This is a genomic window from Streptomyces sp. 5K101, assembly GCF_046506645.1.
Lineage (GTDB): Bacteria > Actinomycetota > Actinomycetes > Streptomycetales > Streptomycetaceae > Streptomyces.
In genome coordinates, this window is sequence record NZ_JBKFFO010000011.1 from 191,718 (window position 1) to 206,963 (window position 15,246).

Here is a 15,246-nt window from a genome sequence, read left to right on the forward strand (position 1 = left end):
AGCCCGATGAGCCAGGCGGCGCAGAATCTGAACTGGTTGATCACCAACTTCGTGGACAACACCCCTGGGGTGTCCCACACCGTGGTGGTCTCCGCCGACGGACTCCTGCTGGCGATGTCCGAGGGATTCCCGCGTGATCGTGCCGATCAGCTGGCGGCGGTCGCCTCCGGTCTGACCTCGCTGACCGCGGGAGCGTCCCGGATCTTCGAAGGCGGCGCCGTCAACCAGACGGTCGTGGAGATGGAACGCGGCTTCCTCTTCATCATGTCCATCTCCGACGGGTCGTCGCTGGCCGTCCTCGCCCACCCGGAGGCCGACATCGGTCTCGTGGGCTACGAGATGGCCCTCCTGGTCGACCGGGCGGGCAGCGTCCTCACCCCCGACCTGCGTGCAGAGCTCCAGGGAAGTCTGCTCAACTGACATACAGACAGTGCATTTCCCGCCACCGCACCATAAGGTGCGGTGGCGCGGCTCCACAGGGACAGGGACAGGGACAGGGACCGGCGACCGGCAGTCGGAGGAGGAAAAGTGTCAACACCCCCAGGCAGACACCCATTTGACGGTGCTCAACAGCCCCAGGGTGAACACACCCACAACCGCTTCAATTTTCCTTCGACGCCGAGCAGACAGGGCGGCGCCCAGCAGTACCAGCAGCCGCAGTCGCCGTCTGCCTACGACCCGTCGTACGACTCCTCCTACGAGGCGTCGTACGGCACCTCGTACGGACAACAGCAGCCCCGTGTCCAACCGGTGGCGCCGCGCCGGTCCCCCGAGCCCCGGACGGGATCCGAGCCCGGCCCGGCTGCCGGGCCGGGCAAGCACAACCCCCTGGTCCGTCCGTACGCGATGACCGGCGGCCGGACCCGGCCGCGCTACCAGCTCGCCATCGAGGCTCTGGTCAGCACCACGGCCGATCCGGCCCGGCTGCAAGGGCAGTTGCCCGAGCACCAGCGGATCTGCCGGCTCTGCTTCGAGATCAAGTCGGTCGCCGAGATCTCGGCGCTTCTCTCCATCCCCCTCGGCGTTGCCCGGATCCTCGTCGCCGACCTGGCCGAGGCCGGACTTGTCGCCATCCACCAGCCCGGCGGCGACTCGGCCGCCGGCGGCCAGCCAGACGTGACACTGCTCGAAAGGGTGCTCAGTGGACTTCGCAAGCTCTAGCGGCGGTGCAGCCCGCTCAACCACCAGCGCGAAGATCGTGGTGGCGGGCGGCTTCGGCGTGGGCAAGACCACGTTCGTCGGCGCCGTCTCGGAGATCAACCCGCTGCGTACCGAGGCCGTCATGACGTCAGCGTCGGCGGGCATCGACGACCTCACGCACACCGGCGACAAGACGACAACCACCGTCGCCATGGACTTCGGCCGCATCACCCTGGACCAGGACCTGATCCTGTACCTCTTCGGTACCCCCGGACAGGACCGCTTCTGGTTCATGTGGGACGACCTCGTCCGCGGCGCCATCGGCGCCGTCGTCCTCGTCGACACCCGACGGCTCGCCGACTGCTTCCCGGCCGTCGACTACTTCGAGAACAGCGGACTCCCCTTCGTCATCGCCCTCAACGGCTTCGACGGACACCAGCCCTACAACCCCGAAGAAGTCCGCGAAGCCCTCCAGATCGGACCCGACACCCCGATCATCACCACCGACGCCCGCCACCGCGCAGACGCCAAGAGCGCCCTCATCACACTGGTCGAGCATGCGTTGATGGCGCGCCTGCGCTAGCGCGGGTCGGGGGTGCCGGTACGCCCCTGTGCAACGGCCCCCGTGGCTCCGGACGGAGCCACGGGGGCCGTTGCCGTTGCGGGGCGGCTGGGTTGGGGGGCGGGGGGCGCCTGCGGCGGGCTAGTCCCCTCCCCGCCCCTTCCCGAAACCGGGCTCCGCCCGGACCCGGTACCGCGCTTCGCGCGGTGTCCTCAAGCGCCGGACGGACTGACAAGGTCAGCCCCGCTGGGGGCACTCCCCCTGGCTTCGCCGGGGGGACCCCCACCCACGGCCGCCAGGCCGTAGGGGGAGATTGAGGCGCGGGGGTCCGGGGGCAGAGCCCCCGGTTCGGGAAGGGGCAGGGAGGGGAACAGCCCCGCGCAGCGGACGACCCCCTGCAACGGGGAAGGCCCCGCACACCAGGGTGTGCGGGGCCTTCCGGGGGGTGGCGTCAGCCGCGCCAGCTGTGGGACGGCTGGAAGCCGCGCTGACGCTCCAGGCGGCGCCAGCCCGCCGTCGTGCGGCCGCGGTGCGGCTGCGGCGCGTCGGTGCGGGACGCCGCGCGCGCCAGCAGGACCGCGGTGATGGCCGCCAGTTCCTCGGGCTCGGCGTGGCCCTTTTCGACGCGGACGACGGACGAGGGGTCGGTAGGAGTGCTCATGGGTCGGGCTCCAGTCCTGTCGCAGGATTACTGCGGGGGGTTGCCGTGCTTGCGGGACGGCAGGTCGGCGTGCTTCGTGCGGAGCATGGCGAGGGAGCGGATGAGCACCTCGCGCGTCTCGGCCGGGTCGATCACGTCGTCGACCAGGCCGCGCTCCGCGGCGTAGTAGGGATGCATCAGCTCGGCCTTGTACTCCTTGACCATGCGCGTGCGCATGGCCTCGGGGTCCTCGGCCTCGGCGATCTGCTTGCGGAAGATGACGTTCGCCGCGCCCTCGGCGCCCATGACCGCGATCTCGTTGGTGGGCCAGGCGTAGGTCAGGTCGGCGCCGATGGACTGCGAGTCCATGACGATGTAGGCGCCGCCGTACGCCTTGCGCAGGATGAGGGAGATCCGCGGGACGGTGGCGTTGCAGTACGCGTACAGCAGCTTCGCGCCGTGGCGGATGATGCCGCCGTGCTCCTGGTCGACGCCCGGCAGGAAGCCCGGCACGTCCAGCAGCGTGACGATCGGGATGTTGAACGCGTCGCACATCTGCACGAAGCGGGCGGCCTTCTCGGACGCCTCGATGTCGAGGACGCCGGCCAGTGACTGCGGCTGGTTGGCCACGATGCCGACGACCTGGCCGTCCAGGCGGGCCAGGGCGCAGATGATGTTGCGCGCCCAGCGCTCGTGGATCTCCAGGTAGTCGCCCTCGTCGACGAGTGCCTCGATGACCTTGTGCATGTCGTACGGCCGGTTGCCGTCCGCCGGGACCAGGTCGAGGAGCACATCGCTGCGGCGGTCGGCCGGGTCCTCGCAGGCGACGGCCGGCGGGTTCTCCCGGTTGTTCTGCGGGAGCATCGACAGGAGGTAGCGGACCTCGGCGATGCAGGTCTCCTCGTCGTCGTACGCGAAGTGCGCGACGCCCGAGGTCTCCGCGTGGACGTCAGCGCCGCCCAGGCCGTTCTGGGTGATCTCCTCGCCCGTGACCGCCTTGACGACGTCCGGGCCCGTGATGAACATCTGCGAGGTCTCGCGGACCATGAACACGAAGTCGGTCAGCGCGGGCGAGTACGCCGCACCGCCGGCGCACGGGCCGAGCATCACTGAGATCTGCGGGATGACCCCGGAGGCCTTGGTGTTGCGCTGGAAGATGCCGCCGTATCCGGCCAGGGCCGAGACGCCCTCCTGGATGCGCGCGCCGGCCCCGTCGTTCAGGGACACCAGCGGAGCGCCCGCCGAGATGGCCATGTCCATGATCTTGTGGATCTTGGTCGCGTGGGCCTCGCCCAGCGCACCGCCGAAGATCCGGAAGTCGTGCGCGTAGACGAAGACCGTCCGGCCCTCGACCGTTCCCCAGCCGGTGACGACACCGTCGGTGTACGGCTTCTTGGCCTCCAGGCCGAAGCCGCTCGCCCGGTGCCGGCGCAGCTGCTCGACCTCCTTGAAGGAACCCTCGTCCAGCAGCAGCTCGATGCGCTCGCGGGCGGTCAGCTTGCCCTTGGCGTGCTGCGCCTCGGTCGCCCGGTCACTGGGGCCGCGCTCCGCCTGCTCGCGCAGGGCGTGCAGCTCGGCCACACGGCCGCGCGCGTCGGCCGGCTCGCCGGCCTCGGTCGGCTCGCTGGTGGTCTGGTCCAAAACGGTCATGCATCGACCCTACGGAGGGAGCCAAGAAAAGCATGCCGTTGACTCTGTACAGTCTCGCGACCGATCTCCTGTCGGCCTCTGACAGAACCATCCCGTACAGAGCGCCAACCACCAGCCTGGCCCGGCCCTTCTTTGTGCAGGTCCCACAACAGAGCTGGGTGAGAGCCGGCTCACAGCCAGATGGCGTCCCTGGGCCGGTCGGGTGAATTCCCGGGGCGGGCGAGGCGGCGCGGACCCACCGTACCGGCCCCGGAGACCTCCGTACCGCCCGGCCGCCCTGCGGGGCCGGGCGGTACGGAGGGGGACCGGGGCGTCAGCCGCCGCAGTGGAAGCGGGCGGCACCCCAGTCGGCGTGGTCGTTGCCGTTGCCGTCGCCGCCGTCACCGACGACGAGATCGACGTAGTCGGCCCCGGTCACGTCCGCGGTCAGGGACCAGGCCGGGTCGGTGGCCTTCAGCACGGGCGAGGCCGCCTTCTCGGTCCCGTCCGCCAGTACGCCGAACCGGACGGTGCCGCGGGTGGTCTGGGCGTCGTCCACGCCCACCGAGGCGGTGAAGGAGGTGCACCGGCCACCCAGGTAGTAGCGGATCTTCGCGGGGGCGTGGCTGCCGAGCCCCTTCTCGTAGGTCACTCCCCCGATCGTCAGGGGCTTGCCGTCGCCGGCGCCGGTCTCGCCGTTGGACAGGTCGCGCTCGACGGGCCCCCAGCCGTTCTGCGCGGACGTCCAGTCGAGGTCGCTCGCCCAGGTGTCGGCGGAGGGCGGCGGCGGCAGGGTGCGCACGGATGTGGACGCAGTCAGCTTCCGGCCCGTGCCGCCGACGGTGTACGCGGCCGTCGAACCGATCGAGTACGTCCGGTACGCGGCGTCCGCCGGCGGCGTCACCTGCCACGTGCCCGTGACCTCGGCGTCCGGTGCGACCGACGGGAAGGTCACCGGGCCCACGGGCTCGGCGGTCCAGCCCTCGGGCAGTGCCAGGGCCAGCGTCACGTCGCCCGCCGCGGTCGCCTCGTCGTTGGCGAAGGCGGCCGTGACCTCGTTCTTCCGGCCCGGCACCAGGGTCTGCGGCGCCGCCACGGCGAGCGTGCCGCAGGCGGCCTGCTCGGCCGCGGGGCCGAGGTCGGTGACCGTGAAGCCGTCCAGCACGAAGTCCGCGCCGTCCGGGGCGTCACCGCGCTTGCGCAGTCCGGTCCACGTGTCGCCGCAGCCCGCGGTGACCGTCTCGGAGAAGTGGCCGGTGGTCCTCCCCCAGCTACCGCTGGGAGGTGCCCCCATCATCCCGATCGGGGTGCGGCGGCACTCCACGGAGCCGCCCTTCGCCCGGTCGTACCCGGTGACCCACTCGTAGGCCCCGGCGTGGCTGGACTGGTAGGCGTACTCGACGCGGTACGTGCGGCCGTTCTCCATCGGCACGGTCCACGGCGCGGTCCGGTAGACGAGGCCGGTGTTCTCGTCGTGCGACTTGAGGGACTCCTTGCCGCCGAGCACGTCGTCGACCAGCTTCCCGTTCCACCCGGCCTGTGTGTAGGGGGCGTGCAACTGGCTGATGTGAGTGCGCGGATCGGTGACGCCGCCGGCGTCGCCCTTGAGGAACGGTCCCCAGCCCTGGTCGACGTCCTCGAAGTCGTCGTGGACGAGCGCGCCCTCCTTGCCGTTGGGTGTGTTGGCGACGACCCGCACGTCGTCGACGCGGACGCGTGCCGTGCTGCCCGCGGCGGCTTCGACGCGCAGGGTGGTGGCGCCGGACGGCGCGGTGAAGTTCACCTTGGCGCGCTGGAAGTAGGTGCCGTGCCGGTCGGATGCGGCGACCATGTCCTTGACCGTGGACCGCTCGACGACGACGGACGTGCCGCCGGCGGACAGCGTCGTGCGGCGGGAGCTGCCGGGCTCCACCTCGATCCAGGCGGATGCGGTGTACCGCTTGCCGGCGTCCAGGCCGATGATCCGCTGGGAGACCGACGCGGTGGCGGCACCGGTCAGGGCGGCGCTGTTGCGGCCGTGGTCGTCGGTGTCGCGGGCGACCGTGCCGCGCCGGGTCCAGGCGTCGAGCGAGGCGTCGTTGAAGCCGGGGTCGGCGACGTGGGTGCCCTCGCCCCAGCGTGCGTCGCGCTGCTCGGGGGCGCGGTCCGGGTAGAGCACGTACGGCTGACCGGCCTGCGCGGTGAGCGTCACCTTCCCACCCGCGGGCCGTACGGTCCCGGTCCTCACGCGGCCGTTGTCGGTGAGCTTGTAGACGGTGTAGGCACCTTGCCCGGGGACGGCCCAACTGCTGGTGCCGCCCGTCTTGTTGTAGTGGTACAGCTTGGCGCCGCCGTCCCACGGCAGCAGGTAGCGGTCGCCGTCGAGGACCTTGCGGCCGCGGTCGTAGAAGGCGCGCCGGCCGTCCTCGACGGTGCCGCGCAGACCGCCGGTGAAGGTGATGTCGTTGCCGGCCCAGCGGGTGATCCGCTGCTGCTGGAGGTACTTGGCGGGCAGGTTGCGCTGCCAGACGTTGTCGTAGAAGGCGTTCCAGTCGGTCTCGCCGGTCCAGCCCTCGAAGTCCTCCAGGACGGTCTGGCCGAGCACCGGGTGGTTGTTCCAGATGTCCTTCTCACCGTTGCGGATGAAGCGGATGATCTGGGAGTTGAGGCCCTTGTTGGTGGCTCCGCCGTAGTTCAGGTCGTTGGCCCAGTGCGACCAGAGCGAGGCCCGTTCGAACTTGTCCGCCCATTCGGTGCCGACGTTCCAGCCCTGCTTCTGCACGGCCTGCATCGTCTTGTCGGCGATCCAGCCGTGCGTGTAGTAGACGTCGATGTAGAGGAAGCCGAGGTTGGGGTCGGTCTCGTCGCGCAGCTGCTGGAAACGGCGGGCGAGGTCACCGCTGTTGATGTCGCGGCGCTGGTTGATGTAGTAGCTCTGGTTGAGCCAGTTCCAGCCGGGCCTTGTCTTGTCGACGAGGGTCTCGCTGAAGTGGTTCGCCTCGGGGTAGGACTCGGTGGCGTTGACGTGCACGCCGAAGGTCGCCCCCCACTTCCTGCCCGACTTCAGGAGCCTGTTGAGGTCGGCCAGTCCGCCCGCGCGCTTGTTGTAGTTGCCGCCGTAGTCCGGGTGTGCGGAGTCGTGGCCCTCGGAGCCGTAGCCCTTGAGCACGGCGAGCTGGCCGAGGCCGTCCGTGGCGAGCGAGATGCGCTTGACGTCGTCGAGGGTGCGCAGGAAGGGGTGCGTGGCCTGGCTCGCGAAGTTGAACGGGATGTGCGTGATCACCCGGTCGGGGGTGTCCTTGCTGCCGGGCGCCCTGATGCCGATCGAGCGGAAGGCGACGGCGCCGTCCTGCCAGTCGACCTTCCTGTCGGCGTTGGCGTCGGGGGTGACGACGACCTTCGCCCAGGGCAGGTTCTCGCCGCTCTCCGGCTGCGGTGCGCCGTCGCCGCGGTAGGTCCACTGGCCCGAGGAGACGCCGACGCGCACCGAGCCGTCACCCGACTTGCGGGCCTGGTGCCACAGGCGCGCGTCGTCGCCGCCGGTGGCGCCGCTCGGCTTGTCGTACGAGGAGTTGGACTCGACGGCGGCGGCCAGCGAGGCGGTGTTGACGATGGCGTACGTGGCGCCGACCGGGGCGGCCTCGGCGGGCGTGTCCGCGGTGACCGTCCCGAACACGTCCGCGGTCCGGGTGGAGTCGGGGTCGAGCCTGGTGAACGCGGTGGCCGCGCCCTCGTCCGTGCTGCCGACGGACACGAGGTCGTGCCCGGGTATGTCGAGGGTGCCGACGCGGAAGGCGTCGATGTCGCGTACGGCGGTGACCTTGAAGGTCACCGCCCGGCCGGACACCGACACGAGGGTGTCGATCTCGACGCCGGGCAGGTCGGGGAAGACCAGGGTGTGGCGCACGGAAGCGGCGTCGACGCGGGGGGCGTCCGCCGGCCGGACCGCGTACGGCTTTCCGTTGAGGGTGACCTCGGTGACCGGCCGGGTACTGCCGAGGAGCGAGGCGCCCGAGGCGCGGTCGGTGTACGAGAGCACGCGGGGGAAGTCGTCGGCGACGGTGACCGAGAGGGCCCCTGAGGTGATGACGGGCCCGCCGCCGGCCGCGGTCACGGCGGCGGGCCCGTCGGCTTCGGCGGCGGCCGGCTGGACGGTCCCGGCCAGGACGAGCACGGCGCAGGAGGCGGCGGCCATCGCACAGGCCACGCGGTATCTATGAGGCATGGGGACTGCGTAGCCCCCGGCCTTCGGGGCGTCAACGAACCGGGACCGGCAGGGACGCCGCAGTCCAACAACCCCCGTCGGTTAGTCCAAGTCGGCGCGCGGCAGGCGTGCGGGCACCGGATCACGTCCCCGTGGTGGTCGCCCTCGCCGCGCGCAGCTGTTCCCGAGCCGTCTCCGCTGTGGCGCCCCGCACAGAAGATGTTGAATATTAAACGGAATAGGTCTACAGTCAATTTCATTGAAGCTTGAACAACATGCCGGAAGACCCTCCGGCATCCGTCCCCAAGGAGCAGTCATGGGCCTCTTCAACCGCAGGAACAACGAGTCCGCCACCTCCGCCGCGGTCGCCACCGCCACGGTCGACCCACAGCTCGCGGCCCTGAGCGGCGACTACACGATCGACCCCGCCCACAGCAGCATCGGCTTCACCGTGCGGCACGCGATGGTGACCAACGTGCGCGGCAGCTTCGGCTCCCACCAGGGCTCCCTGAGCCTCGACGGCACCGACCCGTCCCGCTCCACGGCGGCCATCGACGTCGACATCGCCAGCATCGACACCGGCATCGCCGACCGCGACGGCCACCTGCGCAGCGGCGACTTCTTCGACGCCGAGAACTTCCCGACCATGTCCTTCCGCTCCACCGGCGCCGAGCAGCTGGGCGGCGACCGGTACCGGATCACGGGCGACCTGACGATCAAGGACGTGACGCGCCCGCTCTCCATCGACCTGGAGTTTCAGGGTTCCGCCACCGACGTCTACGGCAACGAGCGCGTCGGCTTCGAGGGCGCAACCGAGATCCTGCGTTCCGACTGGGGTCTGACGTGGAACGCGGCACTGGAGGCCGGCGGCGTGATGGTCAGCGACAAGGTCAAGCTGACGTTCGACATCTCCGCGATCAAGAGCGCCCCGCAGGCCGCATGACCCCGTGCGCCCCTGGCGCCCGTCCACGAGCGCGCCCGCCCTGCCGATCCCCTCGGCACGGCGGGCGCTCGGTCGTGCGCCGGCCGCCTCACAGGCCGCCGGTGTAGAGCAGACGGTTGGGCGACGCGGCGGTGGTGGCGGTCACCACGTTGGCCGTGGAGCTGTCCACCAGCCAGTCCACGACATCGTCGGGAGAAGCCGTGGCATGCCCCGCGAGGTAGAGCGCCGCCACACCGGCGACGTGCGGGGACGCCATCGAGGTGCCGTCGTGCTCGATGCTGCCGCCGCCCATCCGGGCCGAGACGATGGAGGCGCCGGGGGCGTAGAGCTCCAGGCACTTGCCGTAGTTGGAAAAGGTGGTCTCCTGGTCGGCACGGGTGGTCGCGCCGACCGTGACCACGCCGTCCGCGGACGCCGGGGAGACGTTGCAGGCGTCCTGCGCGTCGTTCCCCGCCGCGACGACCGGCAGGACGCCGCTTCCCGCGAGCGCCTCGGCCGCGCTGTTCACCGCCGCCGACCTGGCGCCCCCGAGAGAGGCGTTGAGAACGGCCGGCTTCTCGGCGTGGGCGGCCACCCAGTCGAATCCGGCGATGATGCTGGACCAGGTGCCGTTGCCCGCACAGTCGAGCACCCGGACGCTGACGAGCGAGGCCTCGCGTGCCACGCCGTGGGCCGCGCCGCCCACGGTGCCCGCGACGTGCGTCCCGTGCCCGTGGCAGTCCAGCCCGCGTCGCGCGCCGTCCCCGACGGCGTCGTAACCGAACCTGGCACGCCCGCCGAACTCGCTGTGCCCGTAGTCGATTCCGGTGTCGAGGATGTACGCCGTGACGCCCCTGCCGTCGCCCGCGGTGGTGAAGTCGCTGTCGAGCGGCAGGGCGCGCTGGTCGATCCGGTCGAGCCCCCACGACGAGGCCGGCGCCAGGCCCGCTCCCGCGCCCGGCGGGAACGCCGTGACCTTGGCGTCCTCCTCGACGGCCACGACGCCGGGGGTCAGCCGGACCTTCTCCAACTGGGAGGCGCTGAGGTTCGCGGCGAAGCCGCGCAGGGCCGACGTGTAGGTGTACAGCGGCTTGGCGCCGACCGTTCCCACCATGCCGGCGGCGTCGGCGGTGTCGCTGACGGTCACGATGTACCGGCCCGGCAGCGCGTTCGCCGAGCGGTGCAGCGGCGCCGGGTGCCGGGCGGTGGTCGAGTCGGACGGAAAGGGATCGGACGGATCGGCGGCGGTCGGCGGGACGGCCGCCAGCAGGACCGCGGCGGCCGTGGTGACCGCTGTCGCGAGGGCACGAAGCCGTGATGTGGTTGACATGCGGCAGAGGGAAACACGCCCGAAGATCGCGAGCGATGACCGTTCGTAGCGATTTGCTACTTCACGTAGTCAATGCGACGGGTCCTGCCGCCGTTTGCCGTACGCGGGGCCGGGGCCGTGCCTCCCCCGGGCCGTCGGCTCGTGGTCCGCGGCTAGAAGCCTCCGCCTCCGTCGAAGCCACCGCCGAAATCGCCGCCGCCGCCCCAGTCACCGCCGCCGCCGAAGTCCGAGGCGTCGAAGTCGGCGCCGGAGACGTCGCCGCCGCCGTACTCGCCGCCGCTGAACTCTCCGGCCCCGTAGTCCGCCGCGTACGCGGGAGTGGCGAGCATGCTGCCGAGCATTGTGCCCATCAGCAGGCCGGGGAGGATGCCGCCGCCGAAGTAGCCGCCCACCCAGGGACCGTAGGCCGGGCCCGCCTCCCAGTAGGGGCGGCGGCCGTAGCCGGTCTCCACGGTGCGGGACATCGGCTCCATGCCGTCTTCGAGGCGGGCCGCGTCGGCGGCGCACACCGGGACGTCACGGGCCGCGGCGCCACTGTCCGGCATCCACGAGACGTCCTTGACGGAGGGGCCGTGGCGTGGGTCGAAGAAGCACGGCGCGCGGCGCTCGGGCACGGGGCGGCCTTCCCTGCGGGCCGCGAGGACCGTGAGGGAGTGGCGGCCGTCGTCCAGCGCCTCGGTGACCCCGCGGACGTCATTCGGGTGCTGGGCAGCCCCCATGCGGGACTTGGCCGTGTCGTACGCGTCGAGGGCACGCTCGTACTCGGCGCGCATGGCGTCGTCAGCGCCCTTCTCGGAGGGGTGGAAGTCCAGCCTGTCGAGCTCCTCGCCGAAGGCGGTGATGTCCTCGTCGACGACCACGCGGAGCTTGTCGAGCGCGGCGCGCTCCTCCTCCGCCTTGCGGCGGCGCTTGTTGCGCACGACCGCGTAGGCGCCGGCACCACCCGCCGCGACCACCGCGCCGAGGGCGATCAGCGCGCCGGTGTCGACGGCCTCGTCACCGGTCGCGGTGCCCCAGGAGGCCGGGGCGCTGCCGCGGACCTGGGTCAGGGCCTGGTCGACGAAGCTCTCCAGCTGGGTGGCGGCGTCGACGGATCCGTTGCCCCGCACCGCCTGGGCGAGGTTGTCGACGGCCTGGTTGGACATGACGCTGCGGTCGGCGCCCGCGTCGAAGCCGTCGCCGAGCCGGACCCCGTACAGGCCGGTGATCCCGGTCTCGGTGCGCAGGTTGACCAGCAGGTTGTCGGGCGGGAACTCCGCCGTGGCGGGCAGCACCGCGACGAACACCGGCTTGTCGGCCTGCTCGATCCGCTCGGCGAGCGCGTCGGCCTCGGACTGCGAGACCTGGCCGGTCATGGCGGGGTGGACGTACACCGGCCCCTGCTTCAGGGCGGCGGCGGCGTCGGACAGTCCCGTTGCCCTGGCGGCGGAGGCCGGCGCCAGGATCAGGAGCAGCATGAGCGTCAGCCCCGCGAGGGCCGACACAAGGGTGAACGGCCGTGTCCTCATACATCGACGCTACCCGAATGACGGCAAAGGGGACATAGCCTTCCGAGGTCGCTCCGCGAAGGCTTCGGGGCATCCCTCGCGGGGGCGACGATCCCGAGTTACGCCGACGGCGACAGCAGCGCGTACGGCGGGACCGGCCGCCTCCGCGCCGGGTACCCGGAGCCCCAGGTGCCCGGCGAGGTCGGGGCGGACGACCGGGCCACGCCCCGCAAGGAGTTCAAGGAACTCGACGACGCGACGACGACGCGTGCTGAGCCGGCCGCCTCACTCCGTCGGCTCGACCCCGGCGCGCAGCAGGCCGTAGGTGTACGCGTCCTCCAGGGCCTGCCAGGAAGCGGCGATGATGTTGTCCGCGACGCCGACGGTGGACCACTCGCCCGCGCCGTCGCCGGTCGTGATCAGTACGCGGGTCGTCGAGCCGGTGCCGTGGCGGCCCTCGAGGATACGGACCTTGTAGTCGATCAGCTCCAGCTTCGCGAGCTGCGGGTAGATCTTCTCCAGCCCGACCCGCATCGCGCGGTCCAGGGCGTTGACCGGACCGTTGCCCTCCGCGGTGGCGACGATGCGCTCGCCCTTGGCCCACAGCTTCACCGTGGCCTCGTTGGCGTGCGTGCCGTCGGGGCGGTCCTCCACGATCGCGCGCCAGGACTCCGTGCGGTAGTAGCGGCGGGCCCTGCCCTCCGCCTCCTCCCGCAGCAGCAGCTCGAAGGACGCGTCGGCGGCCTCGTACGTGTAGCCCTGGAGCTCCCGCTCCTTGACGCGCTCCACGACCCGGCCGACGAGCTCGCGGTCGCCGCCGAGGTCGATGCCGAGCTCCTTGCCCTTGAGCTCGATCGAGGCACGGCCGGCCATGTCGGAGACCAGCATGCGCATGGTGTTGCCGACCAGCTCGGGGTCGATGTGCTGGTACAGGTCGGGGTCGACCTTGATCGCGGAGGCGTGCAGGCCGGCCTTGTGCGCGAAGGCGGAGACACCCACGTAGGGCTGGTGGGTCGAGGGGGTCAGGTTGACGACCTCGGCGATCGCGTGCGAGACGCGGGTCATGTCGGCGAGCGCGCCCTCGGGGAGGACCTTCTTGCCGTACTTGAGCTCCAGCGCGGCCACGACCGGGAAGAGGTTGGCGTTGCCGACGCGCTCGCCGTAGCCGTTGGCCGTGCACTGCACGTGGGTGGCGCCCGCGTCGACCGCGGCGAGCGTGTTGGCCACGGCGCAGCCCGTGTCGTCCTGGGCGTGGATGCCGAGCCGGGCGCCGGTGTCCGCGATGACGGTGGAGACGACGGCCTGGACCTGGGCGGGCAGCATGCCGCCGTTGGTGTCGCACAGGATGACGACGTCGGCGCCGGCCTCGTGCGCGGTGCGCACGACGGACTTGGCGTACTCGGCGTTCGCGCGGTAGCCGTCGAAGAAGTGCTCGCAGTCCACGAAGACCCGGCGGCCCTGGTCGCGCAGGTACGAGACGGTGTCGCGGACCATCTCCAGGTTCTCGTCCAGCGTGGTGCGCAGGGCGAGTTCGACATGACGGTCGTGCGACTTGGCGACGAGGGTGATCACGGGCGCGCCCGAGTCGAGGAGCGCCTTGACCTGCGGGTCCTCGGCCGCCGTCGACCCGGCGCGGCGGGTGGCGCCGAAGGCGACGAGCTGGGCGTGCCGGAAGGTGATCTCCTTCTGCGCGCGGGAGAAGAACTCGGTGTCGCGGGGGTTGGCGCCGGGCCAGCCGCCCTCGATGAAGCCCACGCCGAAGTCGTCCAGGTGCCGGGCGATGGTCAGCTTGTCCGCGACCGTGAGGTTGATGCCCTCGCGCTGGGCACCGTCGCGCAGCGTCGTGTCGAAGACGTGGAAACTGTCGTCGACGTGGGTGTCCTGGGCGTTGGTGGTCATGCTGTCCTGACTCCTGTCGGGTGAGTGGCTCCGGAATGTCTGGCTCCACTTGCCCCCATCATCGCGTGCGTCTCGCTCTCGGCCGTGGGTGAGGCCGCAAAACGAAAAAACCTCTCGCGGGTGCGAGAGGTCTGCGCGCGGGTCTGGGGCACGGTGCCGCCTGCCGCGGGATTGCTGTCCACGGGTCAGCGGTCACTGCGGACCGGCGCGCTGCTGCCGATAATCATGGCGAACGAGAGCACGGTGGCAGTGTGCCACAGGTGGTGCCACCACTGGACACGTATCTCACGATGCGGTCGCCCCTTCCCGGGCCCTGGCCTCGCTCCGGGCCCGTGCCCGGCCGCGTCGGCCGCCTGCGCGGCGCGCGCAGCCCTGAGGCGGCTACGGCTTTCCGGGCCCGGTGCGGGGCGAATGCGGGCCGGGGCGGCGCCCCCGGGACCCCAGCGGCGCGGTGCCGCAGGCGGCGGTATCGCGTTCCGGGCGAAGAACGCCGGGGGCACGCGGCGAAGCATATGGGGCCGCCCGCAAGCCGCTGCGGGGCAGGGGCGGAGCCCCGGTTCGGGCGAGGGGCACCACGGCACAGGACCAGCAGCCGATGCCGGCAGACACCACCGGTCGGCCAGAGGCCAACGGCCCAACCCGGGCGGCGCGACTGGCCGTGCGGGCAGCGTGCCGCCCGCACCGCGAGAACGGCACCGGTGCGGCCGCCGCCCGCGGTGGCCGCCTGCAAGCCGCTGCGGGGCAGGGGGCGGAGCCCCGGTTTCGGGGAGGGGCGGGGTGGGGGGAACACCTGCCTCGGCCGGCGTCGGCAACGCACGGCCCCCGGGCGCAGCCCGTCAGGGCAGCAGGGTGTCCTTGAGGAAGTCACGGACGTGCGCGAGCACTTGGGCGCGGCCCGTGCCCGGTATGCCCACCGCGACGTGGACGCTGAAACCGTCCAGCAGCGCCCGCAGCCGCGCCGCGAACCGGTCCGCGTCGACCGCGCGGAACTCGCCGCGGGAGACGCCCTCCGCGAGGAGGGCCACCAGGTCCCGGTGCCAGGCCCCCTCGATCGCGGCCTGCCGGGCGCGGGCGTCGTCGTCGGCGTTCTGCGAGCGGTTCCAGACCTCCAGCCACAGCGTCCAGTGGGGGTCGCGCGGCCCGTCCGGCACATAGAGGTCGACGTAGGCGTCGAGCCGCTCACGTGCGGACGCCTGGCGGGACAGCAGCGCGCTGCGCTCGGCGCCGAGCCGGCCCTCGCTCCACTCCAGGGTCTGCAGCAGCAGCTCGTCCTTGGTGCGGAAGTAGTAGAGGAGGTGCCCGCTGCTCATCCCGACCTCGCGGCCGAGCCCGGCCATGGTGAGCCCCTCGAGCCCGCGCTCGGCGATCGTGTCCATGGCCGCGGCGAGCAGCGCCTCGCGCGGGGGCGCGACATTGCGGCGGCGGGATGCGGGGGTCATGCGGCGACCACCGGG

The 15,246-nt window shown here is 71.7% G+C and carries 11 protein-coding genes; 4 read left to right on the forward strand and 7 right to left on the reverse strand.

Annotated elements, in window-relative coordinates; translation table 11 throughout:
- Positions 1-6: 6 nt before the first annotated feature.
- From ACLB9X_RS22210 to ACLB9X_RS22220, 3 genes are all read left to right on the forward strand, one after another.
- Positions 7-420, forward strand: a complete 414-nt coding sequence (locus tag ACLB9X_RS22210) for a roadblock/LC7 domain-containing protein (RefSeq protein ID WP_005311461.1) — start codon at positions 7-9, stop codon at positions 418-420.
- A 108-nt stretch (positions 421-528) separates the two neighbouring features.
- Entirely contained in the window at positions 529-1,161 is a 633-nt protein-coding gene (locus ACLB9X_RS22215) for a DUF742 domain-containing protein (RefSeq protein ID WP_410362118.1), read from the forward strand.
- Entirely contained in the window at positions 1,142-1,723 is a 582-nt protein-coding gene (locus ACLB9X_RS22220) for a GTP-binding protein (RefSeq protein ID WP_050791473.1), read from the forward strand. The genes ACLB9X_RS22215 and ACLB9X_RS22220 overlap by 20 nt, the downstream gene beginning before the upstream one ends.
- 430 nt (positions 1,724-2,153) lie before the next feature.
- Here ACLB9X_RS22220 and ACLB9X_RS22225 read toward each other — a convergent pair whose 3' ends face one another.
- The 3 genes from ACLB9X_RS22225 to ACLB9X_RS22235 form a co-directional block, all read right to left on the reverse strand.
- Positions 2,154-2,363, reverse strand: a complete 210-nt coding sequence (locus ACLB9X_RS22225; protein WP_410362119.1) for an acyl-CoA carboxylase subunit epsilon — start codon at positions 2,361-2,363, stop codon at positions 2,154-2,156.
- A gap of 27 nt (positions 2,364-2,390) precedes the next feature.
- A complete protein-coding gene (locus tag ACLB9X_RS22230) occupies positions 2,391-3,992 on the reverse strand; it encodes an acyl-CoA carboxylase subunit beta (RefSeq protein WP_410362120.1) in 1,602 nt (533 codons plus the stop codon).
- A 313-nt stretch (positions 3,993-4,305) separates the two neighbouring features.
- Positions 4,306-8,175, reverse strand: a complete 3,870-nt coding sequence (locus ACLB9X_RS22235; protein ID WP_410362121.1) for an endo-alpha-N-acetylgalactosaminidase family protein — start codon at positions 8,173-8,175, stop codon at positions 4,306-4,308.
- A 295-nt stretch (positions 8,176-8,470) separates the two neighbouring features.
- Between ACLB9X_RS22235 and ACLB9X_RS22240 the strand changes: the two genes are divergently transcribed.
- Positions 8,471-9,097: a YceI family protein gene (locus tag ACLB9X_RS22240; RefSeq protein WP_410362122.1), complete on the forward strand. Its 627-nt coding sequence runs from the start codon at positions 8,471-8,473 to the stop codon at positions 9,095-9,097.
- A gap of 88 nt (positions 9,098-9,185) precedes the next feature.
- Here ACLB9X_RS22240 and ACLB9X_RS22245 read toward each other — a convergent pair whose 3' ends face one another.
- The 4 genes from ACLB9X_RS22245 to ACLB9X_RS22260 all read right to left on the reverse strand — a co-directional run bounded on the left by ACLB9X_RS22245 (position 9,186) and on the right by ACLB9X_RS22260 (position 15,231).
- On the reverse strand, positions 9,186-10,406 hold the full coding sequence (locus ACLB9X_RS22245) for a S8 family peptidase (RefSeq protein ID WP_410362123.1): 1,221 nt from the start codon (positions 10,404-10,406) through the stop codon (positions 9,186-9,188).
- 152 nt (positions 10,407-10,558) lie between these two features.
- Positions 10,559-11,914, reverse strand: coding sequence for a hypothetical protein (locus tag ACLB9X_RS22250; protein WP_410362124.1), 1,356 nt, complete (start codon positions 11,912-11,914; stop codon positions 10,559-10,561).
- A 264-nt stretch (positions 11,915-12,178) separates the two neighbouring features.
- Positions 12,179-13,792 (reverse strand): citramalate synthase, encoded by a 1,614-nt coding sequence (cimA, locus tag ACLB9X_RS22255; RefSeq protein WP_410362125.1) that lies wholly within the window; start codon positions 13,790-13,792, stop codon positions 12,179-12,181.
- Positions 13,793-14,628: 836 nt separating this feature from the next.
- The gene (locus ACLB9X_RS22260) at positions 14,629-15,231 is read right to left on the reverse strand and encodes a TetR/AcrR family transcriptional regulator (RefSeq protein ID WP_410362126.1); all 603 of its coding nucleotides are present in this window, start codon (positions 15,229-15,231) and stop codon (positions 14,629-14,631) included.
- Positions 15,232-15,246 lie beyond the last annotated feature (15 nt).